The following is an 18,519-nucleotide window of genomic DNA, read 5'->3' as shown; positions in this document are numbered from 1 at the left end:
TGGTAAAGGTAAGACAGTATTAAATATGTTAAAATATAAAAAGGACAACCTCTTCTCGTTGTCCTTTTTATAATTACTTACTGGTGAGAATGCCAATCGAGAAAGTTTGGTTTATAGTTGAATAAATCCCTAAGCTCTTCTAACTTTGTAGGGTCATCTTCATTACGTATTGTTAGTTCTAACCACTCAAAATATGTCGCTAAATCAATATAATGTTTGCTAGCCTGAGTGTACTTAGGGTAATTTCTCCAGTAATGTAGATATAAACTTTCAGGTAAAACAGCAAAAGGGCCATTAGCATCTTTAAATTCTTGCAGGTTTCTGACGGATATTGAACCAACGTTATCGGTATTACCGCTTCCTTTCTTTTGACCAGTAATGTTAATTTTCTTTTGTACAAAATACTCAACATTTGAGTATGGATAATCTAACGTTGAAATATTTTCGTAGGATGTTATTTGTCCTTCTTCTGCATCTGCGTTTCTTTCATATAAGAAACCTATCACAAAATGGTCTTTATATTCAGTATAAGGAAATTCAATGTTTTTTGTATTGTTTCTAAGATAAGACGTAAAGGAGCCGAGAGTATAGCTTAGTCTTTTATTACCTTCTTTATATGTTGTCTTTACATCAATTGCAATTTTCTCGGTATCATCTAAATTTTTCATTAATGTAAAGTCAGGATAAGTATTTTGTTTCTCTGGAATTCTTACCATGTAACCATGCTCTTCAGCGATTTCCTTAATAACCGGAGCAGCAATAATTTCAAATATTCTACCTAAAAGTTTAGAATCACTTCCAATAGCATAAACTTGATTGTTATTTCCAATTAACCCTTTAATATTCCAATCAATATTCATTTCAGCTACTTTTTTGTAGAATTCATCAATAAAATTAAATTGATTAAGAGTGCCTGACATTTTATCACCTCTACCATTAGTATATGACTATATTACCATAAAAAGGAGAAAGTGTATGTTACCTTTACAAATAAATCATGTAAGAATCCCTCCAATTAAATGCCAAGGGATTAAATCAAAGTTAATAAACTTTATTACCAGCAATATATCTTGGAATGGCGAAGGACGGTGGGTAGAACCATTTTTAGGTTCCGGTGTCGTCTTGTTCAATGTACAACCAGAAAGAGCTTTAATTGGGGATAGTAATCCACATATTATTAATTTTTACCAACAAATACAAAACGGAAATATTACCCCTGATATAGTCAGGGAATATTTATATGAACAGGGACAGCAACTTGAACAGACAGGTGTCGATGCAAGTAGCTATTATTATGAAGTTAGAAAAAGATTCAATGAAAACCCCAATGCATTGGATTTTTTGTTTCTATCTAGAGCTTGTTTTAATGGGGTTATGCGCTTCAATAAAAAAGGTGGATTTAATGTACCTTTTTGCAAAAAACCAGAGCGCTTTAGACAAGCTTATATCACCAAGATAGCTAATCAAGTTGGTTGGGTTTCCGAAATTATGCAAGGAAAGGATTGGACTTTTGTTCATCAAGATTGGAGGGAAACGTTATCTGATTTGACAACTAGAGATTTTGTTTACTTAGATCCCCCTTACATTGGAAGGTTTGCAGATTACTATAATCAATGGTCAGAAGAGGACGCAAATGATTTAGCTAGAATCACTCAAAAACTGGATTCAGGCTATGCCTTATCTATGTGGGCTAGTAGTGAATTTAGAACGAATGATTATCTTGAGCAATGGAATGGTGAAGTCATCACAAAAGGCCACTTCTATCACATGGGAGCAACAGAAAATTTAAGAAACGAGATTAATGAAGCTTTAGTCATGTCCCCAGACTATCTATTTACTGGAAATCCAAATGAAATTCCAATAAGAGGGGATAATAATGATGAAGAAAAACAAGTGCAACAAGAAAATCTACGTTTTGAACAGATGGAGCTTATTTAATTCCAATAAAGAGCTAGTGATATAATGAAGTGAACCCGAATAGTGGTACATGAAAGAAACACCTCCTGAATTCGCATACTAAGTATGCAAATTCAACAGAGGTGTTTTTCATTTGAAGGAAAGGGGACATTACCCAGAAGAAATAAGTGGAAAGTGATTGAGATGAAAAAGGATGGTTATTCAAATCGTATCATTATGGAGACACTTGGAATTGAAAATTGTTCTAAAATTAAGAAATGGGTGAAATGGTATCGTACAGATCAAAGTTATTGTTTTCAACAACCTGTAGGAAAACAATATTCTCATGAAAAAGGGCCAAAAGAGCTAAGTGAATTGATAGAAAATAAATATTAAAAAGCAAAGATGTGGTGAGTAATATAAAAAAATACTCACCAGAGATATTAGCGGGTAAGTATAATTATGAACACAATTTTAAATATGTTGATGTTTCTATCTCTAAATATTCTTATAGAAACTTCTCTAATACTGGGAGTGAAGAAATTATCTTTCACTAAGAATATTTTTAAGCTTTTGAAATGCTGATTTTTTTATTTGCCCTATTCTTTGTCGAGAAAGTCCCATTTCTTTAGCTATCTCTATATTATTAAAACCTTTTAAAAAATAACGGACATAAGATTTTTCATTTTCATTCAAAAAACATAATGCTCTATTCATATCTATTTTAGAATTTATAGAATCCTGAAAATTATTATTGAACTTAGATTCAATAATATCTATTAATTGGGTATCTTCACCGTTGATTGTTTGATTTAAAGAAGCAGACTTTAAAGTTAATGCTTTCTCTTCAATTAATTCTATGTCTTTAACGCTAATATCCATACGAGTGGCTACTTCTATTTTCGTAGGCTCCCTATTTAATTCTATTTGTAAAAACTCTTTAGTTTTATTCACTTTAAAGACGTTGTGAACAGTATTAACTCCCATTCCATTAGATTGTTTGTATATCTTACCAATCTCTCGTTTGATTCTCCAGGTAATCAAATTGCCAGCATAACTGATAAATTTAGAGTAAGTTTGTGTAGTATCATAACTTTCAAGAGCATCTAATAGCGCAGTATATCCAACTTGAATAAGGTCTTCATAAAAAAGGTCTTGCCTTTCCCTGGGCATGCAAGTTTTAGCTATTTTTATTATTAAAGGTTTATTTCGCTTAAGAATTTCTTCAACTAATTGTTCGGATTTATATTCCTGATAATCTGCTACCAACATTTCATTAGTTTTTTCTATAGTTTTCATGCAAATTACTCCTTGTGTTGCAACTGCAAATTTAAAGTCATATCTAGTCTAACCTATTTTAATAAATTTATCATTTTAATATATAAGTTGCAAAGATGAATTAGCGCTTCCGTTTTAAAAGAAATATTCAAATATATATTATTAATTTGAATTCAATAAACCCATCTTCCTATTATCTATTAAGGAAGGTGGGTTTTATATTTAACAGAGGGAGCTGGAAAACATGAGCAATAAATTAGAAAAGAATTAAAGTAAGAAAAGTCATACAAAAAGGATTAATAACCTTTCTAAATTGGAATACGATGCTGTAGGGATTGCAAATTTATTTTCAACAAATTGAAAGAGTTGAAATAAAAGGGTCTGTGGTAGAAAACTTGAAATGTATTCAAGAAGCTATCACAAGAGCGGTTGTATCCAACTTGGTAGAAGCCGTTGATTTGAAAAAGATAAAGCTGAACCATATCAAAAATGGGGGTGGTTTATTATAATTAATTTAGTATGAAAGTATGTTTTGGAAGGGAAGAAAATATAGGAATAACTTTAAAAAATTATTAGATGAATGTATAACGGCTCTTACTCATTTGAGTGAGGAGTGGGAAAGGTTAGAAAGGGATCATTCGGATCAGCTATCAGAGAACTATCCATTCAATAAAGATTTTAGCGAACTAATTATTGATATGATGGAATGGAGAGAATCGATTAACAAATAATTAAATATTATAAAAAAGTAAAAAGCTAGTCTAAACTAGCTTTTTTATTCTCTGGGAATCATGATATTAAATGGGTATGAGTTAAAAGGGAATGCATATCTTTTTCATTTGAGAAGTCGAATTTATTTCTTCGAACATTAAAAGTAAGTGTTTAATCGTATTAGTTGGAATTTTGAATATATATTATAACTATGAAAGAAGTTCAAGCACTAATCAATGGTGCTTGAACTTCTTTTTAATTTTTAGGAGGCGATAATAATGGATTTAGAATTAGAAGAGTTTTGTAATACAATAAAGTACAAATTTAATGTAGTGGCTAAAGAAGAAGAGGTTGGCTGGGAGAACATAGAACAGTATCGAGATGAATTAGATGTAGATTTATTTCCAACGGTTGTTTATGAAAGTTTACCGGATCCATGTTTGTTTCAAGTAATGATCTTCACAGATAAAAATTTGACTGATTTGATGTCGATTGTTCCTATTCATCCATCTACAAAAGAGCGCCTATATATAATTTGGCTGAAAAATTTAGAAGTCGTTGATTGGGAAAAAATAAAGTAGATACAATTATGGATGAAGTTGTTAGAAGTAGTAATGAAGCAATCAAATACAAACAGTAAATCGAACAATAAAAAGGAATAATATCAATTGGGGTATTATTCCTTTTTATTGTTGAAATGAAAGTTGATTATTAGAAAGAAGGGAGTAAGTAGGATGACGTTTCTTAATATGCCTTTAAAAACATTGGGAGGAAAAGTGTGGTGGATAAATAAACATCAAAAGAGGGAATGGAAGTTGCAGCAGCATATTTTGACTTCACATTATAGGATTCTTGATCCAGAGGATATACGTCAAGCATGGGGAACTGAGTATAATGCAGTATATATGACATTCTTAAAATTTATGGCCAGTTAGAGGAAATGGTATAGGGGGCATCAATTTTAATTTGAATTGCCTCTTGTACTTTTATTTTTTTTGATTGATATTAATTAATAATAGTTATTGCTCGAATCCAATAACGTTAGCATAGGGGGAATTGAAATGGTGCAAGAAATAATTAACATGTATCAAATTACAAAGGAACTGATTATGGAAGAGGATGGCGTAGGTGAGGTAGAACCTGCAATCATAAAGAGTGAAAATCCGAATAACTGTAAGTTTTTTAAAAAAGTAGTTAATGCGGTTGGAATAGATGAAGATATATTTAAAAGTAATAATAGTTATAAATTTAAAGTTGGATCAAAAGAGGCTATCAAGTCTATTTTGTGTAAGCATAAAGAATATGGAAAGCTAATGAAACAACATCCTAAGGAAAGAAATCTTAAAATATTAGATGAATTGACTACATGCATAACATGGATCTTAAAAAATGAAATAGAGGAAGCATCAATATTAAATTCTAATTTAGCCAAAGTGGAATTGATTACTTTTAATCAGCGCCAGAAACTGAATCAGTATTTGCAAAAACTGATTTTACCTGATTTTGAGGAAATGATTAATGCTTCAGATAATGAAATTATCCACCTATATTATATAGAAGAAATGATGAAGCTACGTAAAAAAGTTGAAAGAATAAGAGGGATTTTTTCAGAAATTCGAACAGAGGAGATAGTAAATTTAAGCTTGGAAGAAGTAAAGAATACAGATGTAGCCGCATTGGAAAATGAGCTATATCCAGGGAAAATTTACTTAGATAAATTAATAATTAAAGATTTAATTGATCCAAAACAAAGCAAGTCCGAAATTGTTCAAGATACATTGCAAGATTTATCAGATAAATTAAATATGCCAGTAAAAAAAGTAGTTGCAGCATTAAAGCAATTTAGAAAATCGGGCTATGAGGATAATGAATATTTTGAACTTAGTATGGAGCGAGATTATGCCAATGCAAAGGGATTAATACCAGCATACGATGTTTTGCAAAAGGCAATCGAAGAGTATGACGAGAATTTGAAAGTAGAAAAAAGGACCCCAAGTGTATCAACTGTAGAGAGTGATGTATTAAAAGAAATAATTGCGGATTTTAAAAATCCTAAAGAGGAGAAATAGCGTGAGAAATCGCTATTTCTCTTTTTTAGGGTGTATCAAAATTGTTGTTTGGAGACACCCTAGTTATTTGCATGTTATGAGATGATATGAATTGTAAAGCACTAATAAGTAATTACAAGATTATCTTAACGTGGTATTCAATGTTAAGAAGGGATGTATCAAAGTTATTATGACGGGATACCCGGGTAGCTTTTGAAATATGTAATTATAATACTTGTAGATTACATCAAGTATTGTAAGTTGTTTTACATCGAACATTGATAACCGAATATGAGGGGGAATCGTTATGATTTTGAAAAAGGTACAAGAGGCATATAATGTTACGGTTTTAGGTGACTCAATTCGATTGGATCCCAGTACTGTAGCTTATAAACCTGATGAACAAATGCTATCAACCCTAACCAAGTTAAAGTTACACAAACAAAATGCCTTGTATTTATTAAAAAAGCCTGCCACCCCCACCACCATTGTTGCAGTAGACATTGAAACATCTTCCAAGCACTTTTTAGATGGAGAAATCCGTTTAATTAGTATTTACTCCGAGCATAAATTTAGTGTGACCCAAAATGTTGCAGAGGTGGCAGCTATACTAGCAGATGACAAAGTACTAAAGGTATTCCACAATGCAGCGTTTGATGTGGCTTGGTTGAAGGCAAAAGGATTTTTTGTTCAAAATTACACTGATACCATGATTATGGCTCAAATAGTACATAATACTACAAAATCTGTAAATTCATTACAAGCTCTTGCATTAGAATGCCTAGGAATTATATTAGATAAGCAACTTCAAAGTGAATCCAATTGGCAAGGTGAATTGACAGAGGAGCATAGAAATTATGCCCTGAGGGATGCAGAAGTAACCCTTATGCTTTATCATCACTTAATCCAGGCTATACAAGAAAGAAGTCTGGATGTAGTACTTGATCGGGAAATCCGTGCATTACCTGCTATCATTGAATTGAATCTGAATGGTATTCCGTTTGATTATCAAGGGTGGCAAAGTATATTGGATGATATGAAGCAAGAGAAAGATAGCATTGAGCAGGAAATTCTTAATTTTTTTGCTATGCCAGAGCTGAATTTATCTTCACCAAAACAAGTACTAAGTGCTTTTGAGAAAATCGGTATTTTACTTCCATCAACAAAAGAAGAAGACCTAGTAAAGTATGAAGCAGAACATCCAATCATCGTTCGACTCTGTAAGTATAAACGATTGAAAAAGCGTATTTCTACTTATGGAGAAAAGCTACGCTCCAAAATCCATAGTGATGGTAGGGTCTATGGAAACTGGAGATTGATTGGAACTGATACTTCTCGTATGAGTTGTAAACAGCCAAACCTCCAAGGATTACCATCACAAGCAAAGAAATTTGTGAAGGCGCCGAATAATTTTATATTTGCAATAGCTGATTACAGTACAATTGAACTTCGTATTTTGGCAGAAATTACACAAGATCATGAACTTATCGATGCTCTTCATAATGGTAAGGATCTTCATGAAAAGACTGCCCGAGCAATTTTTAATTATAACAAGGAGCATGAAATAACTCCTGAAGAAAGAAAGATTGGAAAAGTTGTAAATTTTGGACTGATATATGGAATGACTGCTCATGGATTACAAAAGAAAATTACTACTGCGACAGGTGTAGAAATTTCTTTAGAACAAGCGGAAATATTTCGTAATCGTTATTTTAATTTATATCCGGCAGTTATCCGCTATCAGGATCGTATGTTGAAGGCTGAAATGATTTCGACTTTAGGTGGGCGTTACTGGTCTAACGAGAACATTATGCTAAAAGAAGGGGCAATTGCTCGTTACAATTATCCAATTCAGGGAACGGGTGCAGAAGGTTTTAAAGAATCATTGGGGCTCTTGCTATCACTTATGCTACCTAATTGGAAACTTATTGCAGCTATTCATGATGAAATTGTATTACAAGTACCAGAGCAAGATGCAGAAAAAGCAAAAAAACTGCTCTTAGAAGTGATGCGTGAGGGTATGCAAGTCTTAATTCATAGTATTCCTATTTGTATAGATGTTAAAATTTCAGATCACTGGACTAAATAATAGAAAAGGATGAAAAAGGATGGCAATTACTAATAATTTAGCGTTAATGCAAGCCTTACAAAAGGCGAATCAAAATAAATCAGAAGTGGCAGAGGTTGTACCGCAACAAAAGTATGTACCTAAGTTAGCACCTGGTTCCTATATAGCGGTGGTGGTTACTGCTATTTATGAAAAAAATCAGCCATCGAAATATGGTATTAACAATCGAGTGAAAGTGATATTTGAGGTTATTACTAATGATGGACCTGTCGAATTAAGAGTGCAATGTTGGGAATCAGTAGCAGACAACTCCCTATATGTGAAATATTTGTCTAATCTTCTAGGGCGTGATAGTCGTGACGGATTTTTTGTAAATGAATTGATTGGTTCAGTGGCAGAAATCATAGTAGTACACAATGAAACAGAAAAAGGTGTGTATGCCAATATTGAAAATATCACCCTTCTAGACATTAACCAATTTGATCCAAGTATTACAATTTAGGGGAGAGGTTTATTATGATAAAACAATCTAATCACATTGATAGTTATATGAAGTACGATGCTCAAGATTCATTGAATTTATTTGCGTATGAAGTTCCTTTTTTAAAAGGAGCTTCATACAACATTAAGAATTTTACTGAGCAACAATTAAAGGTGTTTGTTCAATTATTGAAAGCTTTTCCATATACGATTAGTAAATATCAAAAAGTAGTGTTTGAGGCTTTAGATGAAGATAAAAGCCAATTTGTAAATCATTTCAATATGAACGAATCGCCTAAGTTATATTCATATGAGCAACTTGCTGCATTTGAATTCGATGTATCTGTAAATGATTTAGAGTTTCTTAATCCATGGGAGCATTTACAACAAATTCAAAGCAAGTACCGTTGGTCAAAACGTGGATTAAGTTTGAATGAAAAAGGTAAACTGCAGTTTGATGCAAATACTTTTGCAACATATGTACTGGAACGATTGGAACTTGTGCAAACAGAATTAGGGGAAATTTTTCGCTATACCGGACAGGGTGTGTATGTTCCATTGAAAGAAAATATCTTGAAATCTCTATGTCGAAAAATATTAAATGAAGCAGGCGAAAGCTTATGGAGAAAAAACTTAGAGACTGAATATATAGCAGCTTTAAAAAATGAAATTCCGTTTGTATTTGAATTTGATCCCAATCCTTCTGTGATTAATTTTCCAAATGGATTATTCAATTTAGAGACGACGCAGTTACATCCGCACTCTTCTGATTATTATTCTATAAATCAATTGCATTACAAATATATTCCTTCTGCCAAATGTCCAAGATTTGAAAGATTTCTTAATGAAGTTTTTGAAGGGGATATGGAGAGAAAGCAGTTAATTCAAGAAATTATGGGTTATCTGTGGTTGAAGGAAATTAAGATGCAGAAAGCATTTATTTTTATTGGAAAGGGTTCTAATGGTAAATCGGTCTTATCTAAAACCATCAGAAAATTAATGGGTGAGTCAAATGTGTCTAGTGTGGGTTTAAAGAAACTACAAGATCGGTTTGGACTACAAGAATTCCCAGGAAAATTGGTAAATATATCTGGTGAAAATGAGTTTTCTGGCGATTTTACTACTGAAAATTTCAAGTTAATTACTTCCGGGGACTCCTTGTCTGTTGAAAAGAAAAACAAGGATTCTTATACAACGACTATTTATATCAAATTAATTATTTTATTAAATAAAATGATGGATTGTCGAGACACTACTGATGCTTTCTTAAGACGATTAACAATTGTCCCGTTTAATAAAAAATTTGTGGAGTTAAAGCAGGGTGAGCTACCCGTGGATGGGGTAGCTTATATGGATCCAAATCTTGAGAAAATATTGGAAGATGAGCTACCAGGAATCTTTAATTTTTCAATGCAGGGATTACGACGACTGTTTGAAAATGATTTTAAAATGACTTCAAGTAGGACTAGTGATAATGCTTTAGAAGATTATAAGCGGAATCAAAATCCTGTAATCAGTTATATCGAAGATCGTATTCAGTTTAAAGAAGGAGCAAAAGTCATACGTTCTAGGATATATGATAATTATAAATTATGGTGCAAAGAGAACTGTATCCAAGGTTCACGTATTTCAAGTAGACAATATATGCTTGAAGAATTGAAACATCAAGCATTACTCAAAGGGCATGAAATAAGGGAGCCTAAAATTAAAGGGCTCTATTTTTTTGAAGGTATCGAACTAATTGGAACTGATATAAAGAGCATTGAAAATGATGTAGTACCTTCGCTTAGATAGTGTTGAAGGTGGCGTTGAAAATAAATTATTAGCTGAATCTAAATACATTAATAAATTTGTTTAAAGAATTTTTTTAACTCGATGCCACCTACGCCACCCATTGTTTTTATACAATACTTAAATATATATTATAAATTTGATCTTAGCTCTAGGGGGTAATGTAATGGAAACAACTCAAGCAGTACTATTGATATTAGCCGAGATGTGCGAAACATACTTACTAAATGAAAGCGAGATGATGACAGATGGTAACCCTTCAAAGTAGAAAAGCTGCTATTTATGCTCGGGTATCTACTACTGAACAAGCCGAAGAAGGTTACAGTATTGATGAACAGATTCGTGTTTTAAATGAATTTTGTGAACGCGAGGGCTACGAAGTTTATGATGAATACGTAGATCGTGGCATTAGTGGCAAGAATATTTCGGGTCGTCCAGCAGTTCAACGATTGCTTGCTGATGCTGAGGAGAAAAAGTTTGATGTAGTATTAGTCTGGAAAATGAACCGTCTAGCACGTAAAAGTCTAGACTTAATGAATATTGTCGAAAAACTAAATAGTAAAAATATCGCTTTTCGTTCATATACAGAAAAATACGAAACAGAATCTCCTACAGGTAAACTGCAGTTTCAAATGATGGCCGCTATTGCAGAGTATGAACGAAACAATATTGCAGAAAATGTAAAGATGGGCATGATAGCTCGTGCTAAAGAAGGTAAATGGAATGGCGGTCATGTACTTGGTTACGATGTAATGAAAGTTGAAGAAGATAGCAAAAAGCGCAAAAACACCTCGTTGGTTATCAATGAATGTGAAGCGCATATTATTCGAAAAATCTTTCAAATGTATACTACTGGTCATGGTTATAAAGCAATTGCTAATACGATTAATAAGGTAGGGTATCGTACCAAGATGAATAAGATGTTTTCTTTAAATGCTATCAAAATAATCGTCACTAATCCTGTTTATGCAGGCTATATTCGTTACAATGTACGCAGAGATTGGAATGAGAAAAGACGTAATAATATTAATCCAGATCCAATCATTGTAAAAGGACACCATGAACCAATTATTTCAGAAGGAACATGGCAAATAGCTCAAAAAGTTTATAAGGAGCGTTCTTGCAAGCCGAATCGTATTCATGACGGAGAGTTTCCTTTGACTGGTATTATGCGTTGTCCTCAATGTGGGGCTGGTATGGTAATTGGACGTACTACGAATCGAACAAAATCTGGTGAAAAGTGTGTACTTGAATACTATGTATGCGGTGCATGGAAAAACAAAGGGACAAATGTTTGTCGCTCAAATGGTATTAGGACAGACTATGCAGACCCTTATGTATTAAATAAGATTGCTACATTATTAAATGGTGAAAGACTTATTAAAGGGTTGGTTGATAGAATTAACGATAGGCAATCAGCTGTATATGAACCAATACAAAAAGAGCATGATCTTTTTGTGGCAGAAGTGGAACAGCTTAAGAAAAAGTTAGATAAAACGTGGGAAGCTTATATGGATGAAATGATTTCAAAATCTAGTTACGTGGAGAAATCAAAAGTAATAGAGCAACAGATGAATACAATTAAAGCATCCCTTGAGCCATTGAAGGAACAGCTTCGTAACTCAATGATTACAGAAGTGCGGTATGAGCAAGTTAAAGCGGTATTTGAGAAGTTTGCAGAAGCATTTAAAAAAGCACTTACTAGGGAGCAACGAAAACGGTTATTACATTTGCTAATTCGTCAAGTTACCATTAGCGAAGATCGTACAATCGAAAGTATTCAATTAAAATTGAACAATGATGTTCTTCAAGAGTTAAAATTAGGAGCAGGAGACTTATCTGTAGATGGGTTCCCCGCTCCTTTTTCAATTTTGATAGCAATATAAAAATTTTCATTACATTTTATGGTATAGTATCTATGGATTATTTTGTTAGGAGTGAGAGTATCATGACAAGTGAAAATAGTTCTGGGTCATTTGAAATTATTATGGGTAGCGCCTTAAAACTTCCTGGTATCAAAGTGGATAGGAAGGAATTCTTGGCTAAGAGTTTTTCAAATCATGTATCGGGGGATGTTTTAAGTAAAATCGTAGAGCGAGATCCTATCTTAGCTAATGTTGATATTGCTATTATAAATAAAGTAGCAAAAAAATTAGTCATTACAAGAACTATAACGAGTTCGAGTGCCTCGTTTGCAGCAGGAGTACCTGGCGGATTTGCTATGGCTGCAACAATTCCGGCCGATACTTTGCAATTTTTTGGAGTAGCGTTAAGATTAGCTCAAGAACTTGGTTATCTGTATGGATATGAAGATTTTTGGGATGATGAGGGAGTTAATGTAGATAGAGTAAATGGAGACTTGGTTTTATTTTTAGGGGTAATGTTTGGGGTTGGTGGAAGTACGGCGGCATTAAAGGTTCTCTCTTCAAAACTTGCTCAACAAGCTTTGAAAAAAATCCCGAATAAAGCTTTGACTAAAACTATTTACTACCCAATAATTAAAAAAACTGCAGCATTCATCGGTGTAAAAATGACAAAAGATACTTTTGCAAAGGGTGTATCCAAGGTTATACCGATTGTCGGAGGAGCGGTTTCTGGGGGAATAACATTTGCTTCTATGAGCAAAATGGGTAAAAGACTGATGACTTCTTTGCAAGATACTATTGTTTATGATACAAAAGATTTAGAAAAAGATTTTAATGAATTGAAAAAGGAAAATCTAGATATAATTGATATTGATTTTGAGGATCTAACGTGAATCCGTTATTCAATATATTAAAACCTCATTTAGTACTATTACGGTGAACCGTATCATAAATAAATTTTTCATTTGTATATAAAGAGTAAAAAAGAACATTGGACAAAAATCACCGATGGTCTTTTAAACATTAATAGATGGTATGTAGATTTCCTAAAATAAGTATGTTTCTATTTCTAAAAAAATATGCTGTAATATGAAGAGGGAAAAAGTATAAGTAGTCATAGAAGTGAGGAATTAAAGGTGAAGAAGTTTAAGAAGTTTTACTTGGAGATTACGAGTGTATGTAATCTTGCGTGCAGCTTTTGTCCGCCGACGGAAAGGCAGAAGCAATTCATTTCTGTAGAGGATTTTGCTAAAAGATTAGACCAAATTAAACCTCACACAGACTACATTTATTTGCACGTGAAGGGTGAGCCGTTGCTCCATCCGAAAATAGATCAACTATTAGATTTAAGCCATGAAAAAGGGTTTAAAGTTAATATTACAACGAACGGAACGTTAATTAATAAGAGAAGGCATAGACTGTTAAATAAGCCTGCGTTAAGACAAATGAATTTTTCACTGCACAGTTTTGATGGACACCCAGGTTCGCAAGATAAAGAGGGCTATGTAAGGAGTATACTTTCTTTCATTAGAGAGGCAACAAGTCAATCGGACTTAATCGTTTCGCTAAGATTATGGAATTTAACTCAGGATAATAAAACAAATGCTGAAATCCAAAAAAATAGGGATTTATTATCTATAATTGAAAATGAGTTTGATCTATCTTATCAAATTGAAGAGAAGCTTACACCGGGAAAAGGTATAAAAATTGCGGAACGCGTCTTTATTAATCAAGACTATGAATTCCAGTGGCCGGCATTGCATGAAGAAGAGGATGATGGAAAAGGATTCTGTCATGGTCTTCGAAATCAGGCTGGAATCTTAGCGAACGGAACGGTTATTCCTTGTTGTCTAGATGGTGAGGGAATTATTAATCTTGGAAATATTAATAATGATTCATTCTCTAATATTATTGAAGGTGAAAGAGCGAACAATATTGTGGATGGATTTTCAAAAAGGGTTGCAGTAGAAGAACTATGTAGAAAGTGCGGATACCGCAAAAGATTTGGAAAGTAAATATAGAATAAGCCCTCATAAAGCGAGGGCTTATTTTTATTCTTGATAAGAACGTTCTAATTCATCAATTAAGGAACCGACGTAAGAAACGGCTTTACGGATTGCATCTGGTTTTGACATGTCAACTCCAGCGTGTTTCATTAATTCAAGTGGTTTCATTGTACCGCCTGCACGGAGTACATCAAGCCAGCGATCAACAGCAGGTTGTCCCTCTTCTTTAATCATTTGAGCTACAGCGGTAGAAGCAGTTAGTCCCGCAGAATATGTGTAAGAATATAAGCCCATATAATAGTGAGGTTGACGCATCCATGTTAAACCAGCGCCTTCATCAATTTCTACGGAATCTCCCCAGAATGTCGAAAGGACCTTCGTTTTTATTTCAGTTAAAGTTGTAGCTGTGAGTGCTTGCCCTTCTTCTGCTAGAGAGTATACTCTTCTTTGATATTCTCCCTCAAGTAGATGGGTTACGAAGTTGTGGTAATATGTGCCGAGTAGTTGCAGAATAACCCATCTGCGCATTCTCTTATCTTCAGTAGTCGCAAGTAAATACTGGGCTAATAGTAATTCATTCATTGTTGATGGAGCTTCAACGAAGTACATAGATGGACGCACATTCATAATACGCTGATTTTTATTTGCTAAATAAAAATGACCAGCATGTCCAAATTCATGAGCTAATGTGAAACACCCGCGCATCGTACCCTGCCATGTAATTAAAATATAAGGGTGAGAACCGTATGGGCTAGAGCAGAAGGCACCTGTTGATTTTCCTACGTTATCTGCAAGGTCTACCCATCTTTCTTTGAAGCCCTTTTCGATAATGGAACTATATTCATTTCCTAATACTTTTAAAGAATCTTGAATGAGTTTGCCAGCTTCTTCGTAAGTGATTGTTGGATTAAATTCAGGATCTAACGGTGCATGTAAGTCACAGAAAAGCATTTGATCAAGCCCTAATACATTCTTTTTTAAATCTGCAAAACGGCGCATATGAGGCGCTAATTCGTTATAAATAATATCTAGTTGGTTGTTATACATTTCAAGTGGAACTTTTTGAGGTTCTAAAAGCATATGGGTAACGGACTCGTACTTGCGCAAACGAGAAAGCGCCACTTGTTTTTTTACTTCAGTAGCATATGTTGTTGCAACTGTATTTTTATATCGTTTCAATGTGGAAACAAATGATGAATATGCTTTTTTACGTATATATGCGCTTGGAGAAAACTCATATTTGCTTTCGAATAATGCAAACGATACAGGCAAATCATTTCCCTGTTCATCTTGTATAGAAGGGAAATCCATATCGGCTAATTTAGTCATGCCGTAAATTTTGTAGGGTGAACTATGAACTTCGCCGAGTGCAGCAAGAGCTTCTTCTGTTTCAGGAGAGAGAGTGTGCTGCCTCTTTTTGAGTATCTCTAGTAATGATTTACGGAAAGGTTCAAGTTTTATTTCCTCAGTTAAATATTTTTCAATTGTTCCCTCCTCAAATGAGAGAATTTCGTTATGAATAAAGGATAGTGCGGTATGTACATTCGTTCCTAGAGCGGAAATTTTGGAAGAGTTCGCTTGAATAACTGAATCTGTACGATCAGCGGATTCTTTTAAATTTGCATATGCGCCGATTTTTGTTAGCTTCATTAAAAGCTCTTCTTCTAAAAGTAGGCAATTTAATAAGGTAGCGGGGCTAGTGTGTAATTGTCCTTTAAATGCATCAAGTTTTTTTATATCGGCTGTTAATACACGTAATGCGGTTTCCCACTCTTTATCAGATTCGTATAAATCAGAAAGGTCCCATGTCAATTCAGTAGAGACTTCCGCGCGAATAAGGCGTTTCTCAATTACATTTTTCATTTGTTATATCCCCCTTATTATAAGTATCTAAAAACATGATACTAGAAAATTCAGTGAAATGAAAATATTTTACATTTTTATACATGAAAAAGAAGGACAAGCATAAAAAATGCTTGTCCTTCTAGTTAAATTTATAAATTAATATACTTTGTCACCGTTGAAAATAGAGTTTTTCACGACTACATAATCTACAGTACGAATTGAGTCTAATTTTGTTCCGCCAGCGTAAGAGATAGAGGATTGAAGATCTTGTTCCATTTCGATTAAAGTGTCTTCTAAAGAACCTTTATGCTCAACGAACATTTTCTTACCTTCAACGTTTTTCTTCTCACCTTTTTGGAATTCAGAAGCTGAACCGAAGTACTCTTTATAAAGTTTGCCATCTTTTTCGATTGTTTCCCCTGGAGACTCTTCATGACCTGCGAATAGAGAACCGACCATAACCATAGTTGCTCCAAATCGAATTGATTTAGCTACGTCGCCATGTGTACGAATACCACCGTCAGCGATAATTGGCTTACTTGCAGCTTTTGCACACCAGCGAAGTGCAGCTAGCTGCCAACCGCCAGTTCCAAAGCCTGTTTTAATTTTAGTAATACAAACTTTACCAGGTCCAATGCCAACTTTTGTTGCATCAGCACCAGCGTTTTCTAATTCTCTTACCGCTTCTGGAGTTCCAACGTTTCCAGCGATAACGAAGCTTTCTGGTAAATGTTTTTTTATATGTTGAATCATGTTGATCACAGCATTAGAGTGACCATGCGCGATATCGATTGTAATGTATTCAGGTGAAAGTTTCTCAGCAGCTAATTGTTGTACGAATTCGTACTCGTCTTCTTTAACACCAACGCTGATTGAAGCAATTAATCCACGTGATTGCATATCTCTAATAAATGAGATGCGTTTCTCTGGTTGGAAACGATGCATGATGTAGAAGTAATTATTTTCAGCTAAATAAGTTGCGATTCTTTCATCAATAATCGTTTGCATATTTGCAGGTACGACAGGTAATTTAAATTTATGTTTTCCTAAAGTGACAGTTGTATCACACTCAGATCGGCTATTTACAATACATTTTGCAGGAATTAATTGAATGTCTTCATAATCAAATACATTTTCCATCATTTGCACTCCTAAAATACGAATATTTTATTTAGTTTCTTTAAAAACGTTCGTCCAAATGATAATTTACAGTATTTTTAGTAATAAGTCAAAGGTTTTAATGTTTAATTTTAAAAAATAAAGCTTATTTAATATTTTTGGATTTATATGGCTACAATGTATTTTAATGTGTAATCGATTACTGTAGAATTATGTAGGGAGAATAATAGAGAAATATATTAATTTAGGGGAGATTTTATGGGACGATTAGTGTATATGGATTGGCTACGTGTATTAGCGACAATTGCGGTTGTTACAATTCACGTTGCTGCTGGTTATGTTTCTACATTAGATTCAAATAACGTATCGCGTTGGCTGGCTGGTAATTTTTACGACTCACTTTCGCGTGCTAGTGTACCAATTTTTGTAATGATTAGTGGAGCGCTATTATTAAAGGGAACAAAAGATACTTCTATTGGGGAATTTTTAAAGAAACGTGCAAGTAAAGTGATTATACCTTTGATAGGTTGGAGTGCTATATTTTATATCTATGGGGCTTGCGTAGGATATTTTCCGGCTTCTTTAAAGCAAGGGATAAAGTACTTTTTAACAAATAGTATTGGGTTACATCTATGGTTCTTATATATGATTGTAGGAATATATTTAATCGCACCTTTACTGAAAGTATTTGTGAAAAATGCTAAGAAGAGAGAGATAGAATATTTTTTAATTTTATGGCTATATGCATCTGTTATCGTCAAGCTAGTAAATTATTATTATCCTATCAACTTTAATATCGAACTATTTTACGTTACAAATTATGTAGGGTATTTCCTACTTGGTTATTACTTATCGAATTATGATATTGTGAAAAAATGGAGAAATATTTCTTATATTGGAGGACTTGCAGGATTTATTGGTACGTTCTTTATTACATATCATTATACAGTCAAAGCTAATGGACAGCTGGATCAATATTGGTATGAATATTTTGCTCCGGGTGTTGTACTTATGGCAATTGGGTTATTTGTCTTTTTCAAATATGCTTTCCAAAATTCAGAAAGACAATTACCATTTTTATTACGTGGCATAAACCAAGCAAGTCTTGGGATTTATATTCTTCACTTTTTCTTATTAAATAATTATCTATACATGGTCATTCCAAAGGTGAATGCACATGTACATGCAATATTGGCAATACCTATAAATGTAATTATTACACTTGTCCTTAGTATGTTAATAACTTTAGTATTGCAAAGAATACCGGTTGTAAAAAGGCTAGTTCCGTAAAGAAAAAATCTGAAAAGAAAATATTTTCCGTTATGTAGGTGGACAGGCTTATTATTAAGACTGTCCTTTATTATGTTGTTTTAAAAAACAATATAAAAAGAGTTATACTTAGGTTAAGTTGA

The 18,519-nt window shown here is 33.4% G+C and carries 15 protein-coding genes and 1 pseudogene; 12 read left to right on the top strand and 4 right to left on the bottom strand.

What is annotated here, in order from left to right:
* Positions 1-77: 77 nt before the first annotated feature.
* The gene (locus AC0IXC_RS19725; protein ID WP_471653182.1) at positions 78-920 is read right to left on the bottom strand and encodes a type II restriction endonuclease; all 843 of its coding nucleotides are present in this window, start codon (positions 918-920) and stop codon (positions 78-80) included.
* Positions 921-975: 55 nt separating this feature from the next.
* On the opposite strand from AC0IXC_RS19725, the gene AC0IXC_RS19720 reads away from it, so the two are divergent.
* Positions 976-1,938 carry a DNA adenine methylase gene (locus tag AC0IXC_RS19720; RefSeq protein ID WP_471653181.1) on the top strand — a complete coding sequence of 321 codons (963 nt, stop codon included), beginning with the start codon at positions 976-978 and terminating at the stop codon, positions 1,936-1,938.
* A 112-nt stretch (positions 1,939-2,050) separates the two neighbouring features.
* Positions 2,051-2,289, top strand: a pseudogene (locus AC0IXC_RS19715) (IS3-like element ISBt2 family transposase); the annotation flags it as partial.
* A 150-nt stretch (positions 2,290-2,439) separates the two neighbouring features.
* Here the strand turns inward: AC0IXC_RS19715 and AC0IXC_RS19710 are convergent.
* Positions 2,440-3,195 carry a sigma-70 family RNA polymerase sigma factor gene (locus tag AC0IXC_RS19710; RefSeq protein WP_471653180.1) on the bottom strand — a complete coding sequence of 252 codons (756 nt, stop codon included), beginning with the start codon at positions 3,193-3,195 and terminating at the stop codon, positions 2,440-2,442.
* A gap of 968 nt (positions 3,196-4,163) precedes the next feature.
* On the opposite strand from AC0IXC_RS19710, the gene AC0IXC_RS19705 reads away from it, so the two are divergent.
* The 9 genes from AC0IXC_RS19705 (at position 4,164) to AC0IXC_RS19665 (ending at position 14,152) form a co-directional block, all read left to right on the top strand.
* Positions 4,164-4,466: a hypothetical protein gene (locus tag AC0IXC_RS19705; RefSeq protein ID WP_471653179.1), complete on the top strand. Its 303-nt coding sequence runs from the start codon at positions 4,164-4,166 to the stop codon at positions 4,464-4,466.
* A 153-nt stretch (positions 4,467-4,619) separates the two neighbouring features.
* Positions 4,620-4,820 carry a hypothetical protein gene (locus AC0IXC_RS19700; protein ID WP_471653178.1) on the top strand — a complete coding sequence of 67 codons (201 nt, stop codon included), beginning with the start codon at positions 4,620-4,622 and terminating at the stop codon, positions 4,818-4,820.
* A 126-nt stretch (positions 4,821-4,946) separates the two neighbouring features.
* Positions 4,947-5,954, top strand: coding sequence for a hypothetical protein (locus tag AC0IXC_RS19695; protein ID WP_471653177.1), 1,008 nt, complete (start codon positions 4,947-4,949; stop codon positions 5,952-5,954).
* A gap of 286 nt (positions 5,955-6,240) precedes the next feature.
* Entirely contained in the window at positions 6,241-8,022 is a 1,782-nt protein-coding gene (locus tag AC0IXC_RS19690; RefSeq protein ID WP_471653176.1) for a DNA polymerase, read from the top strand.
* Between the two features lie 19 nt (positions 8,023-8,041).
* Positions 8,042-8,503: a hypothetical protein gene (locus AC0IXC_RS19685; protein WP_471653175.1), complete on the top strand. Its 462-nt coding sequence runs from the start codon at positions 8,042-8,044 to the stop codon at positions 8,501-8,503.
* A gap of 14 nt (positions 8,504-8,517) precedes the next feature.
* Positions 8,518-10,275, top strand: a complete 1,758-nt coding sequence (locus AC0IXC_RS19680; RefSeq protein WP_471653174.1) for a DNA primase family protein — start codon at positions 8,518-8,520, stop codon at positions 10,273-10,275.
* Between the two features lie 245 nt (positions 10,276-10,520).
* Positions 10,521-12,158, top strand: coding sequence for a recombinase family protein (locus AC0IXC_RS19675; RefSeq protein ID WP_471653173.1), 1,638 nt, complete (start codon positions 10,521-10,523; stop codon positions 12,156-12,158).
* A gap of 62 nt (positions 12,159-12,220) precedes the next feature.
* Positions 12,221-13,030: a bacteriochlorophyll 4-vinyl reductase gene (locus AC0IXC_RS19670; protein WP_471653172.1), complete on the top strand. Its 810-nt coding sequence runs from the start codon at positions 12,221-12,223 to the stop codon at positions 13,028-13,030.
* A 243-nt stretch (positions 13,031-13,273) separates the two neighbouring features.
* Positions 13,274-14,152 (top strand): radical SAM/SPASM domain-containing protein, encoded by an 879-nt coding sequence (locus tag AC0IXC_RS19665; RefSeq protein ID WP_002016446.1) that lies wholly within the window; start codon positions 13,274-13,276, stop codon positions 14,150-14,152.
* Positions 14,153-14,188: 36 nt separating this feature from the next.
* Here the strand turns inward: AC0IXC_RS19665 and pepF are convergent, their stop codons facing one another.
* Both pepF and guaC read right to left on the bottom strand, forming a co-directional pair.
* Positions 14,189-16,006, bottom strand: coding sequence for an oligoendopeptidase F (gene pepF / locus AC0IXC_RS19660; RefSeq protein WP_471653171.1), 1,818 nt, complete (start codon positions 16,004-16,006; stop codon positions 14,189-14,191).
* 138 nt (positions 16,007-16,144) lie between these two features.
* Positions 16,145-17,128, bottom strand: coding sequence for a GMP reductase (gene guaC / locus AC0IXC_RS19655; protein ID WP_033708487.1), 984 nt, complete (start codon positions 17,126-17,128; stop codon positions 16,145-16,147).
* Positions 17,129-17,365: 237 nt separating this feature from the next.
* On the opposite strand from guaC, the gene AC0IXC_RS19650 reads away from it, so the two are divergent.
* Positions 17,366-18,397: an acyltransferase gene (locus AC0IXC_RS19650; protein ID WP_061673858.1), complete on the top strand. Its 1,032-nt coding sequence runs from the start codon at positions 17,366-17,368 to the stop codon at positions 18,395-18,397.
* Positions 18,398-18,519: the final 122 nt, after the last annotated feature.

The sequence above is a fragment of the Bacillus sp. AC266 genome (assembly GCF_979253805.1).
This window is presented reverse-complemented; position numbering and strand designations above follow the sequence as displayed.